18 protein-coding genes are annotated in these 23,363 nt (G+C 58.2%); 5 read left to right on the top strand and 13 right to left on the bottom strand.

What is annotated here, in order from left to right:
• Positions 1-56: 56 nt before the first annotated feature.
• The 5 genes from WD429_RS15785 to WD429_RS15765 all read right to left on the bottom strand — a co-directional run bounded on the left by WD429_RS15785 (position 57) and on the right by WD429_RS15765 (position 7,593).
• On the bottom strand, positions 57-1,145 hold the full coding sequence (locus tag WD429_RS15785) for a fatty acid desaturase (protein ID WP_368423142.1): 1,089 nt from the start codon (positions 1,143-1,145) through the stop codon (positions 57-59).
• 366 nt (positions 1,146-1,511) lie between these two features.
• Positions 1,512-2,177, bottom strand: coding sequence for a response regulator (locus tag WD429_RS15780; protein WP_368423141.1), 666 nt, complete (start codon positions 2,175-2,177; stop codon positions 1,512-1,514).
• A gap of 40 nt (positions 2,178-2,217) precedes the next feature.
• Positions 2,218-4,164, bottom strand: coding sequence for an acetate--CoA ligase (gene acs, locus WD429_RS15775; RefSeq protein ID WP_368423140.1), 1,947 nt, complete (start codon positions 4,162-4,164; stop codon positions 2,218-2,220).
• A gap of 323 nt (positions 4,165-4,487) precedes the next feature.
• A complete protein-coding gene (locus tag WD429_RS15770; RefSeq protein WP_368423139.1) occupies positions 4,488-6,023 on the bottom strand; it encodes a fatty acyl-CoA reductase in 1,536 nt (511 codons plus the stop codon).
• 250 nt (positions 6,024-6,273) lie between these two features.
• On the bottom strand, positions 6,274-7,593 hold the full coding sequence (locus tag WD429_RS15765; protein ID WP_368423138.1) for an AAA family ATPase: 1,320 nt from the start codon (positions 7,591-7,593) through the stop codon (positions 6,274-6,276).
• 207 nt (positions 7,594-7,800) lie between these two features.
• On the opposite strand from WD429_RS15765, the gene WD429_RS15760 reads away from it, so the two are divergent.
• From WD429_RS15760 to WD429_RS15745, 4 genes are all read left to right on the top strand, one after another.
• On the top strand, positions 7,801-9,780 hold the full coding sequence (locus tag WD429_RS15760) for an HDOD domain-containing protein (protein WP_368423137.1): 1,980 nt from the start codon (positions 7,801-7,803) through the stop codon (positions 9,778-9,780).
• Between the two features lie 24 nt (positions 9,781-9,804).
• Entirely contained in the window at positions 9,805-11,976 is a 2,172-nt protein-coding gene (locus WD429_RS15755; protein WP_368423136.1) for an EAL domain-containing protein, read from the top strand.
• Between the two features lie 266 nt (positions 11,977-12,242).
• Entirely contained in the window at positions 12,243-12,896 is a 654-nt protein-coding gene (locus WD429_RS15750; protein WP_368423260.1) for a class I SAM-dependent methyltransferase, read from the top strand.
• A 53-nt stretch (positions 12,897-12,949) separates the two neighbouring features.
• Complete coding sequence (locus WD429_RS15745; protein ID WP_368423135.1) at positions 12,950-13,963, top strand: DUF2156 domain-containing protein; 1,014 nt, start codon at positions 12,950-12,952, stop codon at positions 13,961-13,963.
• Here the strand turns inward: WD429_RS15745 and murI are convergent.
• Both murI and nudC read right to left on the bottom strand, forming a co-directional pair.
• Complete coding sequence (gene murI / locus WD429_RS15740; RefSeq protein ID WP_368423134.1) at positions 13,941-14,801, bottom strand: glutamate racemase; 861 nt, start codon at positions 14,799-14,801, stop codon at positions 13,941-13,943. The two genes, WD429_RS15745 and murI, sit on opposite strands and share 23 nt — an antisense overlap.
• A 16-nt stretch (positions 14,802-14,817) precedes the next feature.
• Positions 14,818-15,651 carry an NAD(+) diphosphatase gene (gene nudC, locus WD429_RS15735; RefSeq protein ID WP_368423133.1) on the bottom strand — a complete coding sequence of 278 codons (834 nt, stop codon included), beginning with the start codon at positions 15,649-15,651 and terminating at the stop codon, positions 14,818-14,820.
• A 144-nt stretch (positions 15,652-15,795) separates the two neighbouring features.
• On the opposite strand from nudC, the gene plsB reads away from it, so the two are divergent.
• Entirely contained in the window at positions 15,796-18,261 is a 2,466-nt protein-coding gene (gene plsB / locus WD429_RS15730) for a glycerol-3-phosphate 1-O-acyltransferase PlsB (protein ID WP_368423132.1), read from the top strand.
• A 12-nt stretch (positions 18,262-18,273) separates the two neighbouring features.
• Here plsB and WD429_RS15725 read toward each other — a convergent pair whose 3' ends face one another.
• The 6 genes from WD429_RS15725 to WD429_RS15700 form a co-directional block, all read right to left on the bottom strand.
• Positions 18,274-19,101 (bottom strand): class I SAM-dependent methyltransferase, encoded by an 828-nt coding sequence (locus tag WD429_RS15725; protein WP_368423131.1) that lies wholly within the window; start codon positions 19,099-19,101, stop codon positions 18,274-18,276.
• Positions 19,101-19,460 carry a UDP pyrophosphate phosphatase gene (locus WD429_RS15720; RefSeq protein WP_368423130.1) on the bottom strand — a complete coding sequence of 120 codons (360 nt, stop codon included), beginning with the start codon at positions 19,458-19,460 and terminating at the stop codon, positions 19,101-19,103. Before WD429_RS15720 ends, WD429_RS15725 begins: the two co-directional genes overlap by 1 nt.
• A gap of 85 nt (positions 19,461-19,545) precedes the next feature.
• On the bottom strand, positions 19,546-20,343 hold the full coding sequence (locus WD429_RS15715) for an undecaprenyl-diphosphate phosphatase (RefSeq protein ID WP_368423129.1): 798 nt from the start codon (positions 20,341-20,343) through the stop codon (positions 19,546-19,548).
• A gap of 33 nt (positions 20,344-20,376) precedes the next feature.
• Positions 20,377-21,072, bottom strand: a complete 696-nt coding sequence (gene tsaB / locus WD429_RS15710) for a tRNA (adenosine(37)-N6)-threonylcarbamoyltransferase complex dimerization subunit type 1 TsaB (protein WP_368423128.1) — start codon at positions 21,070-21,072, stop codon at positions 20,377-20,379.
• Positions 21,073-21,101: 29 nt separating this feature from the next.
• Positions 21,102-21,755, bottom strand: a complete 654-nt coding sequence (gene adk / locus WD429_RS15705; protein ID WP_368423127.1) for an adenylate kinase — start codon at positions 21,753-21,755, stop codon at positions 21,102-21,104.
• A 203-nt stretch (positions 21,756-21,958) separates the two neighbouring features.
• Positions 21,959-23,329 carry an HDOD domain-containing protein gene (locus WD429_RS15700; protein ID WP_368423126.1) on the bottom strand — a complete coding sequence of 457 codons (1,371 nt, stop codon included), beginning with the start codon at positions 23,327-23,329 and terminating at the stop codon, positions 21,959-21,961.
• Positions 23,330-23,363: the final 34 nt, after the last annotated feature.

Genomic DNA, 23,363 nt, shown 5'->3' with positions numbered 1-23,363 from the left:
ACGACGGGACTGTAGGTCGGATTAGCCAAAGGCGTAATCCGACAGAACCCAACGAGCTACCGAGCATTACTCGCCGCAAACTCCCTCTGCAACGGCATCAAATCAAACACCCGCTCAGGATTATTCGGGTCCACCAACTCCGTAGATGACTTATAAACCCGTGGGGTCGAATAAAGCAGCTTCAGCGCCGTGCTGTGTGGCATCGCCATATACCGCTCACCATGATTCTCCTCCAGCCACTTACGCACCCTCGGTGCCATGTTGTGCCCCATCTTCGGAAAGAAGTGATGCTCCACATGATGGCTGAAACGAAAGTGCAACCGATCCAGAACGGGATTGCTACGCAGGCTCATGGAGTTGTCCAGCGGGTTATTGGTGGCCGTTTGTGGCCGCAGGAAGTGATTGGTGAGGATATACCCCTGCCCCAACGCATTCGCCACCATGAACGGGATCACCACCGTAAACAGCGCCAACGGCCCGGAAATCACCGCCAGAACCGCCCACACCGCCATGCAACAGAACGTCTGGCGAATGGCCTTCTTGCGATCAAACCCCTGAAACTGCTTGCGACGCCTCGCCTGGAACCACAACACCAACTGCGCGTGAAAGGTAAACGAATAGGTCAGAAACAGATAGCTGTACCAGCTGCCTGAACCCGGGGCCAGCTTGGTAAACTTCTTCTGCTTGGGGTCGGTTTTATAGCGACGAATGGTGCCGAAACTGTCGGGGTCCGAGTCACCGGCATTGGTGTTGCCGTGGTGCACCACGTTATGCCACTTACGCCAGAACTCCGGCGGCACAATCAACGGCCCGAACCCGAGCCAGCCAAAGAAATTCTGCCAGCGCTTGCTCATACCCAGCGCCCCGTGCAGCACCTCATGAGCCAGCAACGCCTGAGCGCCAAGGGTATGCCCGACCAACAGCCCAAGCCCCAGGTTCGCGTACCAGGGCAACCCCGCCAGCAGAATCGCCGCGAGCCCGCCCCAGATGATCAACTGCAACGGCAGAAACCAGATCACCCGCCAGGTCTGCGCCTTGAACGTATCCGCCGGCAGCTCCTTCTTCATCCTGTCCCGGAGCTCACGCTCATCGGGTTGTCCAAACACGGCATTGCCCATTGAATCGGGTTTCACAGCAGCGTTCATTCATCACCTTCCGTTCTGAAAACAAAATAACTCGGCACGCTTTTTATATTTGAGCGTACATGTGTGAGCCGAATTTACAGAATGAAATACCTAATGACAATGGCAGGTAGATTAATTTTTAATGACCACGAAAAAAATTGCGTACAGATGTACTCTTTAAGAAAAACGATCACCGTAGTTGGAGGTGCTGGGCGGGCGAGCCTTCCACGGGATCTCTTCGGCCAGGGAAGGCCGAAGCGAAGCGCACATGGATGTGCTCGTAGCGTGCCCGTGGAAGGCTCGCCCGCCCAGCACCCACCACCGAAAATCGAGGACAAAAAAAGGGAGCCCGCAGGCTCCCGTTTCACAAATCGAGAAAGGTGAACGTCAGCTGCCAGACAAGGACTGATCCGAGGGATCAATCTCCATCTGCTGAATCGCAATCACCGCCTGGGTCCGGTTGCGAACGCCCAGTTTGCGAAACACCGCTGTAATATGCGCCTTAATGGTCGCCTCCGACACATCCAGATCATACGCAATCTGCTTATTCAGAAGCCCCTCGGCCAACATCCCCAGCACCCGGAACTGCTGCGGCGTCAGCGACGCCAGCTTCTCGGAGAAATCCGTCATGTCCGAATGCATCCGCTCGATCTTATCCGCCACCCCCTCCGGCAACCAGACATCCCCCGCCAGGACCGCCTGAATCGCCTCGGTAATGGTCGGTAACGGTGCCGACTTCGGAATAAAGCCCGACGCGCCGTAATCAATCGAACGGCGCATCACCTGCATCTCCTCCGATCCCGACACAACCACCACGGGCAACCCCGGATACTGCCCGCGCATAAACACGAGCCCGGAGAAGCCGTGGGCACCCGGCATATTGAGATCCAGCAACACCAGATCCGCATCCGGATGCGACTCCACCGCCGCCTGCAGCGCCTTGATGCTATCGACCTCGACCGTTTTCGCATCAGGAACCGCCTGACTGACCGCCTGCTTCAAAGCTGCACGAAACAGCGGGTGATCATCGGCGACGATAATTGTTTGTGCCATTCAACAGATTCCTCACAGGTTTCTGGCCTGCTTTCAGACCTTATTTGAACGCACGACTGCTGATCAGATCATCCACCACACCCGGGTCTGCCAGAGTGGAGGTGTCGCCCAGCTGGTCGTGCTCGTTAGCTGCAATCTTACGCAAAATCCGGCGCATAATCTTGCCAGACCGCGTCTTCGGCAACCCGGGTGCCCACTGGATAACATCCGGTGATGCAATCGGACCAATTTCCTTGCGCACCCACTGAACCAGCTCTTTCTTCAGCTCGTCCGAAGGCTCCTGCCCCTGCACCAGAGTGACGTAGACATAAATGCCCTGGCCCTTGATCTCATGGGGATAACCGACCACGGCCGCCTCAGCAACCTTGCTGTGGGAGACCAGCGCGCTTTCCACTTCAGCGGTACCAAGGCGGTGGCCGGACACGTTCAGAACGTCATCCACCCGACCGGTGATCCAGTAGTAACGGTCTTCATCGCGACGGGCACCGTCACCGGTAAAGTACATGCCTTTGTAGGTGCTGAAATAGGTCTGCTTGAAGCGCTCATGATCACCATAAATGGTGCGCATCTGGCCAGGCCAACTGTCCAGAATAACCAGGTTGCCCTCGGTTTTACCGTCCAGGATGTTGCCGTCGTTATCGACCAGCGCCGGCTTTATACCGAAGAACGGAACCGTGGCAGAGCCCGGTTTCAGGTCAATAGCGCCCGGCAACGGGGAGATCAGAATACCGCCGGTCTCGGTCTGCCACCAGGTGTCCACAATCGGGCACTTGCTGTTACCGATCACCCGGTGGTACCACTCCCAGGCTTCCGGATTGATCGGCTCGCCGACCGAGCCCAGCAGGCGCAGGCTTTCCCGGGTGGTACCATTCATGCACGACTCGCCTTCTGCCATCAGTGCGCGGATGGCGGTGGGCGCGGTGTACAGAATGTTGACCTTGTGCTTGTCGACCACCTGGCCCATGCGGGATGTATCCGGGTAGTTTGGCACGCCCTCGAACAGCACCGTGGTGGCACCGTTGGCAAGCGGGCCGTACAGGATGTAGCTGTGGCCGGTGACCCAGCCAAAGTCCGCTGTGCACCAATAGACGTCACCGTCGTGGTAGTCGAACACGTATTCGTGGGTCATGGAGGTGTAAACCATGTAACCACCGGTGGTGTGCAGAACCCCTTTCGGCGCGCCGGTAGAGCCGGAAGTGTACAACATGAACAGTGGGTCTTCCGCGTTCATCGGCTCCGCAGGGCAATCCGTTGAGGCGTTCTTTACGAGCTCTTCGTAATTAACATCGCGAGCATCGTTCCAGGGCACATCGCCACCGGTGCGTTTGACCACAATGACCTTGTCGACCTTGGCATTGGCTTCGTTGCTGAGCGCTGCGTCTACGTTTTTCTTTAACGGAATCGTCCGACCACCCCGAAAACCTTCGTCGGCGGTGATCACAAAACGGGAATTGCCGTTGGCAATCCGGGCACCGAGGGCTTCCGGAGAGAAACCGCCAAACACAACAGAGTGGACCGCACCAATACGGGCGCAAGCCAGCATCGCAACACCGGTTTCAACAATCATCGGCATGTAGATAGTCACCACATCGCCTTTTTTCACGCCCTGGTCTTTGAGGACGTTGGCAAACTTGCAGGTTTCTTCGTACAGCTCGCGGTAGGTCACGTTGCGGGAATCGGCGGGGTCATCACCCTCAAAAATAATCGCCGTTTGGTCGCCACGCTTGTCAAGATGTCGGTCCAGGCAGTTGGCAGCCGCGTTCAGCTCGCCGTCTTCAAACCATTTGATCGACAGGTTGTCGTAATCGTAGGTGGTGTTTTTGACCTTGGAAAACGGTTTGATCCATTCCAGACGTTTGCCATGCTCACCCCAGAACCCATCCGGGTCCTCGATGGACTGCCGATACATCGATTCGTACTGATCGCGGTTCAGCAGCGCCTGTTTGGCCACCTCCGGATTGACCGGATAAACCTGTTTGTCAGTCATTGTGCTCCCCCTATGGTTTAGAGTCTGTTGTCATTGTCGGTTTTGTAAAACAGAGCTTGTCGGGCACTGGGACCCTGAAGACGGATAGCAGTAGTTCAACATGTGTGCCACCACACAATGAATTAGACTAACGTCCTAATGCGCCAGCACTTTTCTCTGAAATGATGCCTGAATCCGTACAAAAACAACGGGTAATCACGTTGTGTGGGAGTCTGAACAAAGGATAGCTGCGCCCCCCTGAATCGCAAGGTCAATGCCGGGTAAACGGTGGCGCAGGAAGGAAGCAGCAGCCCCCGCCATCATGGCCGGGACCGCTGGTCGGATCAGGCCGCTTTTTTGCGAGCTTTGGCCGTGCGCAAACTGTAGAGCTTACGTTCCTTCAGGGCATAGTGATTCAGCCCGGCGAGGTGGATTTTGCGCAGGTAGACAGACCAGTCGATCAGCCGCGCGTCCACGGGAAACAGCAGGCGGTCCAGCTCACCCATACGGGAAGCCAGTGCTTGCAGAGAGTCGTTACGGAAAATGTAATCCGGTGCCGTGTAGAAACCGAAAATGGTGGCCAGCGAGCGGCTGGTGTCCAGATTACGCAAGGTTTTCAGCTCCCGGTTCTGACCCAGAAGTTTCATCATGCGCACCGTCAAACTGAGCGGCACGCGCACGCCACTGACCACCACATCAAAGAGCTTGCGGTTCACCGCAATGAAGGGTTTGGTCGGTTGACGGTAAAACAACTGCTCGTAAGCCCCGTAATTGGATTTGGATTCCGCCATCAAGTGATCAATGAACTCACCCAGGGAGATCGGATTGTTGCTACCGCTGCAGCACTGATAAATACGCCTCTGGGACGGTTCAACAAGCGCCTCGGCCAACGACAGAATGATCGCGTTGGCCACCAGGTCAACCGGTATCACATCGATCACCCCGCTGCGCTTGCCCGGGAACAGGGTGACCTTTTCACGGGCGTAGGCAAGGATGATGGCATCCGCCACTTTGACCCCTTCAATCCAGCCCGGCGCTGGCTCCTCCAGGGCACTTTCGATGATGGACGGCCGCACAATGGTCAGCGCGCGCCCATCCAGCGCCTTCATCAACAGCTGCTCGCCCAACCACTTGGTGAAGGTGTAGGTATCGCTCCAGCCGTACCGGTTGGCCTCCTGAATGCCAAGGTCCACCAGTTTCTTTTCCAACGCTTTGCCGGAATAGCGGGAGCGAACGTCCGCGATCTTATCGTCCAGCAGCCGCACCAATTCATCAATTTCGTAGTAACCAGACGTGCTACACGGGATGTCGCTCCCCGCCGGTTTGATCACCGATTCGGACACCTGACCGGCGTTTTTGCCGTTCACGTAGCAGGTCGAAACCTGAATCACCGCCATGGCAGCGTTAAGCCGCGCCAGCTCAACCACGTTGTTCAGGCACAGGGTGTTGATGGTAAGCGCCTTGTCCAGTTCTTCGCGGAAATTTACACTGGCGGCGGAATTGATAAACGCATCAACACCGGAAGCAAGCGCTGCGAAGCGCTCGTGGGAGAGCCCGAAGCGAGGCTCGGTCACCTCGCCGGTAACGCAATGCACACGTTCTTCAATGAAGTTTTCGAACGCTTCATTGTCGTCCTTGCGAAGACGCTCAAAGACCGAGGAAGTTGCGATCTCGTGGAAAAAACGCTCGCGGGCGTTCGGGTGGCGCTTGTTGCCCCGGATCAGCAGGTGAATACCCCCGATGTCCGGAACGGTGCGGATGATCTTCTCCAGAATTACCTTACCGAGAAAGCCGGTCGTACCTGTGACCAGAACGTGCTTACCGCGCAACCGTTCGAGCACGTTTGAAGATGATTCTGCAGTTTGAAGCTGATCTACCATGTCGGGAACTCCTTCTCTTAACAAACTGTGGCCACGCATGCCCTATTCCGACCCCGAGCCACCTGACACCCCTTTTCGGGGTACGGGGAGAGCGGTGCATTAAGTGGGCCACTATCCAAAAATCAAGGTTAATATTTGCACAACTTCCATGACAGTGCGGTGACATACAGCAAAGTTACGCCACAAAAACCGGTAATAAAATGACGAAAAAATAAGGAACCAGTTCCATAAAAAAAAGAGGACAATGGGATTAGGAGGGATCATCGCCCGTGCCAGACAAAGACCGCAGCAACCGGTCGAGGGAAATGTCAGCAGGCTGCTCCCTCAACGCCCTGACCAACCGGTCCTGCTCGCCAAAACTGACTCGATCGTAATAGGGTTTGGGCCGATCCTGCGATGGAGTGCGGCGTAGCTCGCGCACGGAGACCGGCGGTGCCACCCGGTCAACCAACTGACGCAGGTGCGCGGCAACGTGACGACGCTGCTCCAACGCCAGAGACTCCCATTCCAATGACCCCAGGCCGGTCTGGATGATCTCGATGGTGGTGTCGTCCAGCGTGCGCCCCATCAGTGCAAACAGGCGGTTGAACGCCTCATAACGGAGCAGTGGCGGGTCCCCTTCCCCGGCTAACACATCGCCCAACTGATCCACCAGTCGAAGGCTTCTCACGCTTGCGCTTTCAGCGGGAGTCTTTTTTACTTTTACAGACTCATCGCTGGCTCTTCGACGGGGCGCTTTTTTTGATACCTGATGCCAGTAGGCGGCGATGCCGGTCTTTCGTGGCGGAACCTGCCCGAGGCGAAGGGTCAGCATGTCGGCCAGTATCCGGAACTGACGACAGGACGGGTCTCCTGGCGACATCAACGCCACCGGCCGCTGCTGAAGAACCGATTGCCGCAGCGTCTCATCCCGCCACACGGCACCAAGGTAGTGAAGGGGTAAATCAAGGTGTCGTTGAGCTGCAGCCTCCAGGCGTTGGAACACCGACCGGGCCTGGCTGGCTCCCTGAGCCATATTCACCAGCACGCTCGGCACCCGCTTGTAACCCCGCCGACCCAGTACCTTGATCAATGAGAAAGCGTCCGTGAGTGACGCCGGGTCCGGAGTGACCACAACACAAGCCAACTCGGACGCCGCAATCATGTGCATACCGGTTGTCTGGAGGCCAGCGGCTGTATCCGTAATGATGTAATCGTAACGGTTTTCCAGACGGGACAACGCTTTCAATAACGCCAGGCTGGCGTCGGCATCCATCTCAATGCAGTGCTGGACACCGGATGCCCCAGGGACAATATGCAGGCCATAGTCCGCGACCATCACAACGTCTTCCAGGGCGCATTCGCCATTGATCACGTTTGCAACGGTTTTCGTCGGATAGCGGCCAAGCATGATACTGACGTTGGCAAGATCGGTGTCGCCATCCAGCAACAGCACACGCTGCCCCTCGCGCGCCAGGGTCAGCGCCAGGTTCAGAGCGACCGACGTTTTACCCACCCCGCCTTTGCCGCCGGTGATGGCCACCGTGCGCGGATGACGCGCTTCCTGTTTTGCGCTTCGGGCAGCTGTCATAGCCAATTAAGTTGATCCATACCTGGGGTCACCAACGCCAATGTTAACCTGTAAAAATAGTACACATACCACAGATCGGTTAACATAATGTTCAAAAATAAAGCAATAACTGTTTAATAAATCCACTTTATTGTCTAAGCTCCAAACGGACAATAATAGTGAACATGTCGTCAGAGTGTGGCGACACCAGGCTCACGCAGGTAGCACATGGACATTGCCCCAGACATTCAGTTGCCGAGTCTCCCGGAGGTTACACTGCGGGCACTTGAGGCATGCCACCAGGATGAAAGCTATCGCCTCATCAGCGATATTGTGTCAACGGACGCGGCGCTGGTCGCCCAGATTCTGGCACTTGCCAATTCTGCCCTCTACGGCCCCGCGTCACAACTGCGATCAGTGGATCAGGCATTGTTGCGCCTGGGCACCCGTCGCTTTCATACGTTGGTGCTCACTGCCGCGCTACGGCAACTCCTGTTTGAGCTGGGTGCCGACCAATGGCAACAGGTCCGGGACTTCTGGCGGCATTCGCTGACAACCGCACTGACAGCGCGGGCTTTGGCAACGCTCACCCGGTTCCCGGAACCGGATCAGGCATTCATGCTGGGCATGCTGCACAACGTCGGTGAACTCATTGCCCTGAAGACACCACCGGGTGACACCCGCCAGCATTACTTTAATCACCAGTGCGACATTGCGGCGGAACTGGTGCGGGCATGGGGCCTCGGAGCCATGGCGGAAGACGCCATGCGCTATCAGCACGCCATGCCGTCTGAAATCCGGGATGCCGGGCATCTTGTCAAACTCATTAGCCTGGCCACACGTTTGGCACAATCCGATGCTGCGGGTATCGCCGCCGCAGGCACGGTCTTCGGCCTGAGCGAGGAACTGACCCGTGAAATCCAGCGGCGGATCGACCGCGAAGTGGCGGGCGTTGCAGTGTCCCTCGGCATCCCGCTGAATACCGAATACGATGCCAGCGCCGCCAACCTCAAGCTCAAACAAACCATTCTCAAACAGGCCATGGCGGGCCAGGCACTGACACTCTCTTCGTTTGAGGGCCCGCTTGAAGACATTCTGGCCGAGACCGTGAATAGTCTGACCCTGATTACCGGGCTGCCCGCTCTGTGCTTTGGCCAGCGTGACGAAGGCCTGACGCTGCTGTCGGGTACTCTCGGCGACATCCCGGATCTCGCACTGTCCTCCAGCCCGGCGGCCAGCGTGCTCACCGAAGCCTTTACCCAGCGGCACCTGGTTCATCTCGGTGACCGCATACCCACTGTTCTGGACCGCCAACTCCTGTCATTGCTGCAAACACCGTCGCTGATGGCGATTCCGGTGTTGACGGCTAACGACTGCCCCGGCGTGTTTGCCCTGGGGACCGACGCCCACAGCGCACAGGTGGCCGAAGATCTCGCCAGCCTGTTCTGCCGCGAACTGGCCGCCAGGCTGTCACCGAGCAGTACAGACTCTTCTGATGATGGCCACCTTGACGCAGAGCTCGCCCGGCAAGCCCTCAGGCGTCAGGTTCATGAAGTCAGCAACCCGCTGACCATCATTCGCCAATACATCTACCAGTTGCGCAACCGGCTCACCGACGCCCATGTCCAGAACGAGCTCGACATCATCCGCGAAGAGCTGGACCGCGCCGGCGATATGTTACTGCAGATCAGCCGCCCCGCCGAAAGCGGACAACCACCGACAGACGTCTCCATCGCCCCGCTCAACGCGGAAATTGGTGCACTCAAGGACCTTTTCCTTGACGGATTGTTCAGCGATGCCAATACGGTCCTTAACGTACAGTTGTGCAGCGAAGACACTCAGGTCGCCGCCTCGCCTTCGGTGATACGGCAGGTACTGATCAATCTGGTGCGCAATGCCGTGGAGTCGTTGGGCAAAGCCGGGGAAGTGACGGTGCGGACCTCCGCCCCGGTATTGCAAAACAGCCGTACCTGGGTCGAACTGGAAATTTCGGACAGCGGCCACGGTATTCCGGACGCTATCCGTGAGCAATTATTTGTACCGGTGAAGACCACCAAAGGAAAGGGCCACAGCGGATTGGGCCTGAGCATTGTTAAACAGCTGGTTGATGACATGGAGGGCATCATTGCTTGCCGCACGGGGCACGAAGGCACGACCTTCAGGCTATTGCTACCGGCCGCGGGTAATAAAAAGAACGATAACGATTGACGACGAAACCACGGGCGAAGACTGATGAAACCTGCACAACCGGATCACTCTTTCAGTAACGGGGCAGCACCACGCATCCTGGTGGTGGACGACGAACCGAGGCTACTGGCAAGCCTTGCATCACTGCTCCGGAGCCAACAGTACCAGGTTACCGAGGCTGAGAGTGGCCGGCGCGCCTGCCAACTGATTGACAGTGAAACCTTTGATCTCGCCTTGCTGGATCTGCGCATGCCCGAGGTCGACGGATTTGACGTCATGAATCGCATGGCCACCAGCCAGCCGGAGTGCGGCGTTGTCGTGGTCAGTGGTGAAAGCTCGTTCACCTCCGTCAGCCGGGCGTTGCGCCGCGGTGCCCTGGATTACATCCGCAAACCGTTCGACCCGGATGAGTTGCTGGCCACCGTTGAGGGCGTGGTGGGCAAACAGTCGTTGCTGCGATCCCACGAGCGTATACAGATGCGCCTGGAAAAATCGGAGGCTCTGCACCGCTACATCGTTAACAGCTCCCCTGACATCGTTTTCATGCTGGATGAAGCCGGTCATTTCTGTTTTGTGAACAGCAAGATTGAAACCATGCTCGGCTACCACCCCCAGGAACTCTGCGGGCGACACTTCCGCCACATTCTGGACGACCGCGATGTGACCCGCGGCACCTACGCGCTCAATGGCCCGAACATCACCGCCGACAACCCCCGCACGCTCGAAGTCAGGCTGAAAACCCGGGGCAGCCGCAGAGCCAACCGGCATTTCGAGATCACCGCGTTCCCCATCGATCCTGAAACCTGGCCCCATACTCACAGCGACAGCCGCGGTAAGAACCGCGAAGCCCGCTATTACGGCACCGCCCGCGATGTCACGGAGCGCAAGGAGGCCGAGGCGTTTATCAATTTCCAGGCCTACCATGACCTACTGACCCGGCTTCCGAACCGCGCCCTGTTCAAAGATCGGCTGGAACTGGCCATTACCCATGCCCGCCGATCAAGCCAGAAGCTGGCGGTGATGTTCCTGGATCTTGACCGCTTCAAGGTCATCAACGACACCCTCGGACACGCCATGGGTGACCGGCTGCTGCAGGCCGTCACCCAGCGCCTGGAGCGATGCCTGCGCAAAGGGGACACCCTCTCTCGCTTTGGTGGTGATGAATTCACCCTGTTGCTGCCTTCGATCCACAGCCACGAGGACGCGCGCCAGATCGCCCGTAAACTGATCAAGGCACTTCGCGCCCCTTTTGAACTGGGTGAACACGAAGTCTTTGTGGGTGTCAGTATCGGCATTTCGATCTTCCCCGAGGCGGGGGCCGATATGGATCAGCTGATTCAGAACGCCGACATTGCGATGTATCACGTCAAAGCCCGGGGCAAGGACGGTTACCGTTTCTTTTCCGAAAGCATGAGCATAGACACCGCCCACCGCCTGAGCCTTGAGCGGGACCTTCGGCTGGCCCTCGAGCGAGATGAGCTTAAGGTTTTCTATCAGCCCCAGGTCTGCTCCACCTCCAACCGCGTCGTCGGCCTGGAAGCCCTGGTGCGCTGGCAACACCCGGAACGGGGCCTGTTATACCCCCGGGATTTCCTGCCACTGGCTGAAGAAACCAAACTCATAGCGCGCCTCAGTGAGCGGGTGCTTGACCAGGCCTGCCACGACGTCGGCAACTGGATACGGTCCGGGCACGACGACCTCCGCCTGGCGGTCAACCTGTCCCCGATGCAGGTGGAGCACCCCAGGTTTGTCGACACCTTGATGGAGCAGGTGCGCGCTCACGGCTTCCCGCCAGAGAACCTGGAAATCGAGATTACCGAAAACCTGATCATGAACGACCTTGAACAGATCAGCCAGAAACTGCGGGAACTGGCGGACTTCGGCGTTCGCATTGCCATTGATGATTTCGGCACGGGTTACTCCTCCCTCAACTACATCCACCGCTTGCCCATCCACACCCTCAAAGTCGACCAGTCCTTCGTTAAGGCCATCCGTAGTGGTGAAGATGGGGCCTGCATTGTCAATGCCATCATTGCCATGGCCCACGGCCTCAAGCTGGAAATCGTCGCCGAAGGGGTCGAGACCAGTGAGCAACTGGCCTACCTGAAAAACCTGGGTTGCCACCAGGTTCAGGGCTTCTTCTATGGGCCGGCAAGACCGGCGGGCGTGATTGAGAAAACTCTCGATCAACTGCCGGCCAAAGCTGTTTCCTGCTGATTCCTGCGCATACCTGATTCCCTCCTGAAATACTCCCGATAATCTATTGTCGGACATTCTTATTATAAATGTTGATTTAGTTTGCAAAGTATTTCTTTGCGTTACTTTGTGTATCCCGAAATGCGCGCTGCTGCACACTTTCGCCCCGGTTCCTTCTCTAAAGTAATACTCACCAGGCGTTGTCACCGGAAAGCCGACAGGCAGTCGAGCCAACAATCACAAGAACGGTGATGGCAACCACAGGATCTGAACAGGCAGCAGTGATCATGCGCGACAAATACAAATACATCGGCCCGGTTTACGATTTCCTCAGCAACCTTTACAGCGGGAAAAATATTCACCACTGCAAAACCGCCATGCTTGACGTAGAAACCGTTCGCCCCGGCGCACGCATTCTTTTTGCCGGCGTCGGCCATGGCCGTGACGCCATTCGCGCGGCCGAGCTGGGTGCTGATGTCACCGTGGTTGATCTGTCAGCGACCATGCTGCGCAAATTTGCCGAAGCACAGGAAAACGAGGCTCCCCACCTGACCATTCGCCGTATCCACAGCGACATCATGAAGGTCGAAGAGTTCGAGCAGTACGACATGGTAGTGGCCAACTTTTTCCTCAACGTCTTCGACGAAGACATGATGGTCAGGGTACTGGAACACCTGATCCGCCTTGGCAAGGCAGACGCCAAAGTCGTGGTCGGCGATTTCTGCTACCCCACCGGCAACCTCCTCGCCCGAATGTTCAAAAAGCTGTATTGGTACATGGCAGTGTTCACCTTCTGGCTGTTTGCCAATAACGCTTTCCACAAGATCTACAACTACCCCGAACACATGCGGCGCCTAGGCCTTCAGGTCCAGGAGAAAAAGCACTTCAAGCTGCTGAACATGAATTGCTACTGGTCAATTCTGGGTCAGAAACAGGCCTGAACAGGCACCCTCAGACACTCTCTGAACAAGAACAACCCGGGGGACCATGAAACATGAACATGTCAGACCAGGCACTCGCACTCGACGGACTCAGCCCACTTGACGAAGGCGCTTTCGGCTTTCCGGAGCGAGTACGCTACCTGAAGCAGTTCGGCACGCACTCTCAGTCTTTTTCCACCCTGCAGCCCGGTATGCAGTATTTCGATCTGCCCGGCATTGGCTACATCGGGTACATGCGCAAATGGGGTGGCACCTTCGTGCTCTCGGACCCGGTCTGTGCACCGGGAAATTTCGCCGTGATCCTCGAGAAGTTTCACACCCGGTTTCCCAACGCGTGCTATATCCAGGTTTCCAAACGGGTGGTGGATTTCCTGCATCTGCGTTTCGGGCTGTTTGGCACCCAGTTCGGCAGTGAGTCTCGCATCCACCTGAAGGACTGGTCACTGAGCGGCAAGAAAAAGCAGATTCTGCGCACCGCACTGAATCAGGCGGAAAAGAACGGCATCACCGTCAAAGAGCGGTTCAGCGATGACCACACCCGGGAGATTTCGGACGCCTGGATTCGCACCCGTAAGTGCAAAAGCAAGGAAATCCGGTTCCTGATTCGCCCCATGGAGATGGATTACCGGGAAAACGAACGGCACTTCTACGCCTACCAGGACGGCAAGGCGGTCGGCTTCATTTACTTCGACCCGATCTACAGGGACAACGAGATCGTCAGCTATGTCCCCAATATCAGTCGGGCCAACGCTGACTTCAGGCAGGGCATTTTCTATACACTGATGGCGCACGCCATAGGCGTGTTCAAGGCCGAAGGCGTACCTAGTCTGGACCTGGGCCTGCTTCCACTGTCACTGGATCAGGTAACGGAGCACCAGGAAAGCCGGCTGCTCAAACGCATTCTCCACGGCCTCTATGAGAAGGGTAACTTCCTTTACAACTTTAAAGGACTGGAATTCACCAAGTCACGCTTCCGCGGCGACAGCTTCAAAACCTACTGCTGCCATCGCAGGACCATTCCGGCGCTGGAATTTCTCGCCATGTTCAAACTGACCCGGCTGTTGTAACCCCTTCGGCGTCTGGCCAGTGGCCCCGGACGTCCTCCGGGGCCAACCCCATTCTGCTCATATACGCCGCCAGCCCCGCGGGAATCGCGCCGGAGAACAGCACGGCGCGCACCGCTACATTGTTAGCTATCACAGGGTTATCTGCCACAGTATGCTCACCCACCGCCCTCTGCTGTTCCAGCAGCCACTGTGCTCGGCGCGCGATGGCATCACCGGAGTCCACCCAGAAACGCACATCGGGGAGGCAGGCTTCAAGCTCTTCCCGAATCAACGGATAGTGGGTACAACCCAGCACCACGGTATCAACCCCCGCCTCGCGGAAGGGGTCGAGTGCATCGCTCAGTGCCTGAGTGGGTAGGGCGTTGCCGCCGACCGCGTCTTCAATCCAGCGAACCAGGTCGGGCTGGCCCACGCGTGCAATCTGGCAATCGCTGGCAAACTCATGGATGAGTTCATCCAGATACGGCCGGCGCACCGTGGCCGGCGTCGCCAGCAGACCAATACGGCGGTTAATGGAACAGGCGGCCGCCGGCTTTATCGCCGGAACCACGCCGACAACCGGTATCGGTGTCATCGACCTCAAAGCCGGCAGTACTACGGTGCTGGCGGTGTTACAGGCCACGACAATCAGATCACAGGGGAATGCCCGCAACGCCCCGGCGATCAGCGCCTGGCAACGGCTAACCACGACGGACTCAGGCTGGTTGCCATAGGGAAAGCAGGCGTTGTCCGCCACATACAACAGCTCCACGGCAGGCAACCGCTGGCGAATGCAGGCCGACACGCTCAGCCCGCCAACACCGGAGTCGAATACCAGGATGCGGGGCACGGTCAGCACGCTTTCTGGGAGTTCATCATGACGCCTTTTCCTCCCCCGGATGCTGGCCTTTCAACTCTTTTGCCATGTCCCGGATCAAGCGCCCGGCAATGGTGGTGGCCGGTGGCACCGGAGGTGTTTCATCGGGCCGATACCAACCTGCGTCGGCCAGCTCATCCTGCTGCAATACCAGCTCGCCACCGGTGTAGTCGGCGAAATAGCCAACCATCAGTTGGTGGGGAAATGGCCAGGGCTGGGAGGCCCGGTAACGAATGTTATTCACATCCAGGCCGGTTTCTTCCTTTACTTCACGAACCACCGCCTGCTCCAGGCTTTCGCCGGGCTCCACGAAGCCCGCGATCAGGCTGTAAAAATGCCGTTTCACCCGTGACGATCGGGCCAAAAGCATGCGATTACCCTTACGAATGACCACAATCACACAGGGTGCCACCCGCGGATACCAGGGAATGCCACAAGGCTCACACCACTTTGCCCGCTCCAGTGCATGCAGGCGAGTGGGACCACCGCATCGCCCGCAATAACGATGATCGCGCCACCATTGCCAGACCTGGAATGCGGTGCCAAGCAGCTCAGCCGGCGCATCCTCCATGATCAGGATCGCATCCCGCAGCGGGATCTTTTCCATTGCGGGGAGATCCGCATCTGCGTCCATCTCAACCACGAACAATGGCTGCCCGCCCCACTCGCCCAGATTCACCGGCGCAATGATGCCAGTCACGAAGGGTTCCAGCACTGCCCAGGAGGTCAGCCATTCTCCAGCCACTCGCACCACGCAATCTTCCCTGATGGCGAGTACAGGATTGCTGGGGCTGGGAGCAACGGTTGACCAGCCCGGTGTCCACGACGTCATAGAAAATTATTCCGGTGGCAGAGTGACATTCATAAGCCGGAAATGTATCACACCGTGCTGGCGAGCAGAACGACAGGTTAGCTTTGCGCTGTGTGCACAACCAAGTAAACTTAGCGCCAATCAAGGAAACCGGAGCAACACCCTATGCGAATTTACCAGGCCCTTCGCAGCCTGATTCTGACTTTTTTCCGCAAGATTCTCTTTTTTTGGGTCCGAACGGATGTCAGTGGTAACAGCAGCGAAGCCCTTGGATTAAGCCCCGACAAGCCTGTTTGTTATGTGTTGCAGTACAGCTCCATGTCCAGCCGCCTGGTGTTGGAACAGGAAGTGCTCCGCTCCGGCCTGCCCGGGGCTGAAGAATCCCTGCCGGTAAAAAATGGCCCGGTACATTCCTTCTTTTTCCTGTATCGCCGCATTGGTGGCCTGTTCCGGACTCGGCAAACGCCGGTGCCGACGTCCCAGTTTCAGGCGCTGGTTCGCTACGGCCTGGAAAATCCCGAAAAAGATGTACAAATCGTGCCGGTGTCGCTGTTCTGGGGCCGTTCGCCCGACAAGGAAAAGTCGCTGGTCAAGCTGTTGCTGTCTGACACCTGGTCTGTGGCGGGGCGGTTACAGAAGTTTCTGATTATCATGCTGCATGGCAGGAGCACCTACGTTCAGTTTAACCAGCCACTGTCCCTGCAGCAGGTCATTGACGAATACCGCCACAGCGAGGAACGGGCCAACCGCAAGCTGGGTCGCCTTCTGCGAACCCATTTCCGCCGTGTGCGTCAGGCGGTGCTTGGCCCCGACCTGTCCCACCGGCGAACGCTGGTTGAGGGACTGGTGCGCACTCAGGCGGTCAAGGAGGCTATTCGCGAGACGGCACGCAAGGATGATATCCCGCCAGAAAAGGTGCGGGCGAAAGCCTACAAGTATGCCGATGAAATTGCCGCCAGCATGTCCCTTGTCACCATACGGTTTCTCGAGGTGGTGCTGGCCTGGCTTTGGAACCGCATCTACAAAGGCATCGCTATCAATAACATCCGCGTAGCGAAGGAAGTCGCCCAGGACAACGCCGTGGTGTATGTACCCTGCCACCGCTCCCACATTGATTACCTGTTGCTGTCTTACGTGTTGTACAAAAATGGCCTGATGCCGCCGCACATTGCTGCCGGCATCAACCTCAACATGCCGGTGGTAGGGCCAATCCTGCGCCGGGGCGGCGCATTCTTCATGCGCCGTAGCTTCAAGGACAACCCGCTGTATGCCACCGTTTTCAACGAATACATGCACGTGATGTTTACCCGTGGCTATTCGGTCGAATATTTTGTCGAGGGCGGTCGCAGCCGCACCGGCCGCATGCTCCAGCCCCGCCCGGGGATGCTCGCCATGACCGTACGCAGCTTCCTTCGCAATCATCGCAAACCCATCGTATTCGTGCCGGTCTACGTTGGTTATGAAAAGGTCATGGAAGGCCGCTCCTACCTGGGCGAATTGCGGGGCAACAAGAAACAGAAGGAGAGCGTGTTCGGGCTTGCAAAAACCGCGCGCAAACTGGGCAACTCTTTTGGCCGGGTTGCTGTCAACTTTGGCGAAGCCATCCCTCTGGCGGACGTGCTGAACGATGTGCACCCAAGCTGGCGTGAAGAAGCCTATGATTCGGAGTACCGACCGGCCTGGCTGGCGGATGCAGTCGATCAACTGGCTACCCGGGTAGCCGCCAACATCAATGCCTCCGTGGCCGTTAACCCCATTGGCATGACCGCCACGGTGCTGTTGGGTACCGACAGGCTGGCGATGGACGAAGGCCAGCTCATCCGGTTGATGGACCAGTACGCCGCGCTGCTGAGCGCCTTTCCCTATGCCGATACGGTGACGCTGCCCGAAGGCAGCGGCAAGGACTGGGTAGCCTACTGCGAAGACATGGGGCTAATCACCCGTCAGCCTCAAAAGCTGGGTGACATTATTGCCCTGGAAGGCAGCAACGCAACCCTGATGACGTACTACCGCAACAACATCCAGCACCTGTTCGCACTGCCATCGCTCATCGCCAGCCTGTTCGAGAACAAGGAATCCCTGCAGCGGGACAAGATCGTGTTCCTGGCGAGCGTGGCTTACCCGTACCTGCAATCCGAGCTGTTTCTCAAATATCAGCCCGAGGAAGTGGAAGGCGTGGTGAACCAGTGGATCGACCTGATGCTCGTAAAAGGTCTGATTTTCGAGCAGGACGGCCGCATTTGCCGCCCCGAAGAAGGCACCGACGCGATGCTGCGCCTGCGGGTGTTGTCGCGATTCATTATCCAGACTCTGGAGCGTTACCACATTGCCATCGGCATTCTGCGCAAATACGGCTCAGGCCGGATCAGCGCTGCGGAACTCGAGGAGCAGAGCACACTGCTGGCCGAGCGAATGTCGATCCTGTTCGGGCTGAATGCTCCGGAGTTCTTCGACAAGACCCTGTTCCGGAACTTTATCGCCAACATGCAGAAAAACGGCGTGATCACCACCGATGATGACGGTCTGCTCTGTTACACCGAAGGGTTGAACGAGGTTGCGGAAGATGCCCGCCTTGTATTGAGTGTCGAGAAACGTCAGGCGATCCAGCAGGTCACCATGCTTGGTGCCTGACTCTGATGCCCGTCAGGCCCCTGTGACGGGCAACGCCCGCACCGGGTAGAGATCGTAACGGCTGCTTTTGCCTTCGATGCGGGTTGCCGGCTCCGGGCCGGCAATCGCCGGAGCCTTGCGCGGTCGCTTGACCACAACCCGATAAGTGGCCGCCGCCAGGGCTGCCGACAACAACGCTTCGGAGTCATCGTCATCACCGACGATCGCCCGGAACACCTGCATTTCTTTCTTTACCAGCGCCGACTTGTCGCGGTGCGGAAACATCGGGTCCAGATAGACAATGTCAGCCGCCCCTTCCGGGGCCTGAGACAACCATTCAACGCTGCTGCCTTGGCACAGAGTCATCCTCGCAACAATCGGCGCGCAGTCGACATTCAGCGCCGCCCTGGCCAGCCCATCAGCGAGCAACGCATGAATCACCGGATTGCGCTCAAACAGCGTTACCCGGCAGCCCAATCCGGCCAGCACGAAGGCATCCTGCCCAAGGCCCGCAGTAGCATCGACCACATGCAACGGGGCCCGGGTTTTCTGCAGGCCTATCGCTTTGGCGACAAGCTGCCCCACGCCCCCGCCATGCTCCCGGCGATACCCGGCTTTGCCGGAAACAAACTCAGCCCGGACCGGGCCCGGCGCGCCTTTTCCCGTCACCTGCAGGCTCACCCCCTGCTCATCCAGCAACATGAGTATGCCAAAACCGGTCACCTGACGGGGTTTGACCACGCCAAGAAATGGAATAGCGAGCGTCTCGGCCAGCGTGCGGGCCTCAACCTGATCGCCCAAAGAGGTGCAGGCCACAGCAAGCGACGTATGTGAGGGTGAGGGGATGGGTTCGGAGAGCATCAGGCCAGTATATCGATTCCGGCCAGACCGTTCTCGCCGGAATCACCGCGAGCGGCTATATCCGTGAAGGTGGCCAGCGCACGAGAGGTCGATAACGGCAGTTCATCGGCACGAAAACGTTCCAGGCGAGCATCTTCCGCAGCACGGCGAGCTTCCACGCGACGGTCAAGGGATTCCGTATCAAGCTGCCTGGGTGGCGGATTACCCGGGCGACCATCGGCCAGATCCCGCCGGACGCCATCCGCGTTTTTTTCCGGGCCTGAAGCCGGCGCGCGCGCCACGTCACTACGTTCCCGCACGGGAGTATTGTTCCCGGACTGGAAGGCGACGCTGCTATTCGGGTTGAAACCGCCGATCATGAGTTTAAACCGGAACCGTTAGTGGAAGTTGAGTATGAAACAACACGGCAAGGATTTGAAGCCTGCAGCCCATTTTTTAACCAACCTACCACAACATGACCAACAGGAGCAGGCCCAGCAGTAACCGGTAAATCACGAACGGCATCATGCCAAGGCGCTCCAGAAATCTCAGAAACAGGTGAATGCAGACAACCGCGCTGACAAACGACACCAGGGTTCCCAGCACAATGGCGGTCCAGTCTGTCGTCCCACCCTGCTCCATCAACTCCAGCGTTTTCAGCAGCCCCGCCGCGAGGATCAGCGGGATGGACAGAAGAAACGAGAAACGCGCGGCAGCCTCTCGCTTCAGGCCGAGGAACAGGGCTGCGGTAATGGTAATGCCCGATCGGGATGTGCCGGGAATCAGTGCCAATGCCTGAGCCAGGCCAACGATGACGGCATCTTTCATCGTCAACGCCGGAAGGTCCCGGGTCTGCCGACCTACCGCATCCGACCACCACAGCACCAGTCCGAAACCGATGGTTGAAGCGGCAATGACCAGCCCGGAGCGCAACTCCGTCTCGATGAAATCATTCAGCAGCAGACCCGCCAGGCCCGCCGGTATGGTGCCCGCAATCACCGCCCAGGCCAGCCCACTGTCCTGGGCGACCCGGCCCCGAGCTGTGTCGCCAACCCAGGCCACCGTCAACCGGTAGACTTCCCTGCGGAAATACCAGATAACCGCTGCTAACGTGCCCACATGCACAGCAACATCGAACGCCAGCCCCTGATCGGGCCAGCCCAGGATCTGGGACGGTAAAATCAGGTGGGCAGAACTGCTGATCGGGAGAAATTCAGTCAGTCCCTGGACCACCGCCAGGGCAATGATGTGCCACAGTTCCATCGGTAAGGTTCCGAAAACGGGATTAGGGAGCGCTCAGCGGCCCGGCAATTTTTTCCAGGTCACTTCGTCACGGATATAGACCGGCTGGGCCTGCACTGCACTGACGCCCGCCCCGGCCGAGAATTGGTCGCTGGCCAGACGGGCCACCCATGAGGCCCGTGGCACCAGCGTATCGTCCACCGGGGAGGCGGCCGAAACCACCGAAGGCGGCATCTGGTCCCGCAATTGCCAGCCCTGGCCGGCACCGGCCCAACCGCACCCGCGTTCTGGCAGTGCAACCGCAGCGGGGGGGCAGACCTGTTCAGCCCCAAGCAACACCGGCAGGCCGCCCCTGGCTTCAAAACATCCCCAGTAGACCTCGCCCATGCGAGCATCGAAGGCAACGGCGACGCCGTCACCGTCAGACAACTCAAGTGCATCCATGGCACCGAGCGCAACCGCCGCCAGTGACGACACCGGAATAACCGGCACGTCCAACCCCCACGCCAGGCCCTGAACCACACCCGTGGCAATCCGCAGCCCGGTAAACGATCCCGGACCACAGGCGAACGCCAATGCGTCCAGGTCTGTCGGTGCCAGATCCTGCTCGGCCAGCAGCTCGCGGATCATTGGCATCAGCAGACGGGTGTGGCCTCGGGGGGCCAGATCAAAGCGTTCGGTCAGACGGCCGTCCACCATCAGTGCAGCCGAGCACCCTTCCGAAGAGGTATCTAATGCCAATAGTTTCACGAACGCTGCACTGCCTCAGTATCAGGGGTTTAGTTCAGCTTTTGCAGAATCTGATCACGGATCGAGTCCATACTTCCGATACCTTCCACTCGCACGTACTCGGGTGCGGCGCTGGCATCTTTTACGGCCCAATCCTGGTAATAATCGACCAGTGGCGCGGTTTGCTCATGGTAGATTTTCAGGCGCTTGCGAACGGTATCTTCCTGATCATCCTGGCGCTGGACCAGCGGTTCGCCGGTTTCATCATCTTTACCCTCGGCCTTGGGTGGGTCGTATTTCACATGGTAAATGCGACCACTGCCCTCATGGACCCGGCGACCGGACAGACGGCTGACGATTTCTTCATCGTCGACGGCAATTTCAACGACGTAATCAATTGCGATGCCCTGATCTTTCAGCGCTTCGGCCTGGGGAATGGTGCGGGGGAAGCCGTCCAGCAGGTAGCCGTTCTTGCAGTCCGGCTGTTGGGTTCGCTCTTCAATCAGCGCGATGATGATATCATCCGACACCAGGCCGCCGGTTGCCATGACTTCCTTGACCTCCTTCCCCAGAGCAGACTCAGCTTTCACCGCAGCCCTCAGCATGTCGCCGGTGGAAATCTGGGGAATACCGAAACGCTCGGTAATAAACTGGGCTTGCGTGCCCTTACCGGCCCCCGGTGCGCCTAACATGATGATTCGCATAACGCTGTGCTCCCATTATATCGTCATTATCGTTTTGAAAAGTTATGGCAAAAACCCGTGCCTTTGCAATAACCTCTCGACCCGTGACGGCATCGGCCGTTTCCGGCGAAGGCGCATTATACGAAGTCAGCACGCTCAGAGAAAGCCGACCTCCGTATCATGCCACAGAGTATGACATTCCATACCTGGCAGAACGGGTGACGTCAGGATGACAGGGAAGCGGCCAGATCGTCCAGCTCGCGGGTAACAGCATCGATATCGCCGTCAATCGCCGCCAGGGCAGCGTCATCCAGCCCCAGTGAGGCAGCCAGAGCCGGGGTGTCATCGGGGTTGAATTCGTCACCAATGCCCCGCGCTTTCAACAGGCTGTTGGCAAGCTCGACCATCAGCACGTATTGCTCATGCTCGCCGTGATAACCCGCCTGCTGGTGCATGCCGGCAGCTTTTACCACCGGGTCCGGCAGTTGCCACAACCGGTGCAGTATGCCCCCAATCGCGCCGTGGCCGACGGCCAGGAATTCCTGATCGTTGCCGCCACCAAATACCTGCAATTCCAGGGAGTGCATACTGACATCCGGGTTCGTCTCACGCAGGGTGCTCAGTTCGTCATACATCCCTGGAAACAGGTGGCCCACCAGCAACAGGCCGAAGTTGTGCAGCAGGCCACAGAGATACGCCAACCCTTTATCGGCACCGCACTCCATCGCCAGGCGCTGACAGAGGAAGGCGCAGTGCAGTGAATGTCGCCAGAAGCTGTCCATCCCCAGCATGCCGTGGCGCGGCACATCAAACGCCCGAACCGCTGCGATACCCAAGGCAATGTGTGCGACCCGGTCAAAACCGAGCACCCGGGTCACCGCCTCCTGAACGGAGTTGATCTGGCCCGGGTAATGGAACAGGGCCGATCGTGAATAACGCATAATCTGGGCGGTGAGGCTGGGATCGAATTCGATCAACTCCGCCAGCTCCCTGGCAGTGGCTTCGGTGTTGGTGGTCAGTTTAAGAATCCGAATGGCCAGCGCTGGCATCGGTGGCAGCCGGTACAGCTTCTGAAGTTTGCCCGCCACCTCGTCGAGGGTCAGCGCTTCACGCTCACCATTGCCCTGCCCCCGGATCACCAGATGGCCGCCTTGTGCTCCCGCCAACGCCAGGGTTAGCGCACGGTTATCCAGTGCTATCAGGGTGTGCCTGGTGCCACCGGTCATGACCGCCCGTGGCATAGTCAGTACGTCCTCATCCACCAACACCGGAATATCGTAGGCGGCACCAACCGGCGGCTGAAAGCCGGGGTCACAATCTCCGAACAACCGATTGCTCTGGCGCGCCGTCAGCGGCTGCAGGCGGCGGCCGATCAGCTGCTGCACGGCATCCAGGTCGATGGTGTTGTTAAAACCGTGCACCACCATCACCACGCCATTGATATCAACCAGCAAGGTGGCACACACCGCCTCTTCCAGGGGCAGTCCGGATGCCATCATAGCGGCATCGAGGCTGGCTGACTCATCAATTGGCAACGCCCGGTAGGGAGCGCCCTTGCGTGTTAAAAAACTGTCCAGACGCGCCGCTACCGCCACCTGTTTACTCCTGTTGTTCACGCTTGCCGCTGGG

Origin of the sequence: Marinobacter sp. (assembly GCF_040904845.1) — a bacterium.
GTDB lineage: Bacteria > Pseudomonadota > Gammaproteobacteria > Pseudomonadales > Oleiphilaceae > Marinobacter.
This window is presented reverse-complemented; position numbering and strand designations above follow the sequence as displayed.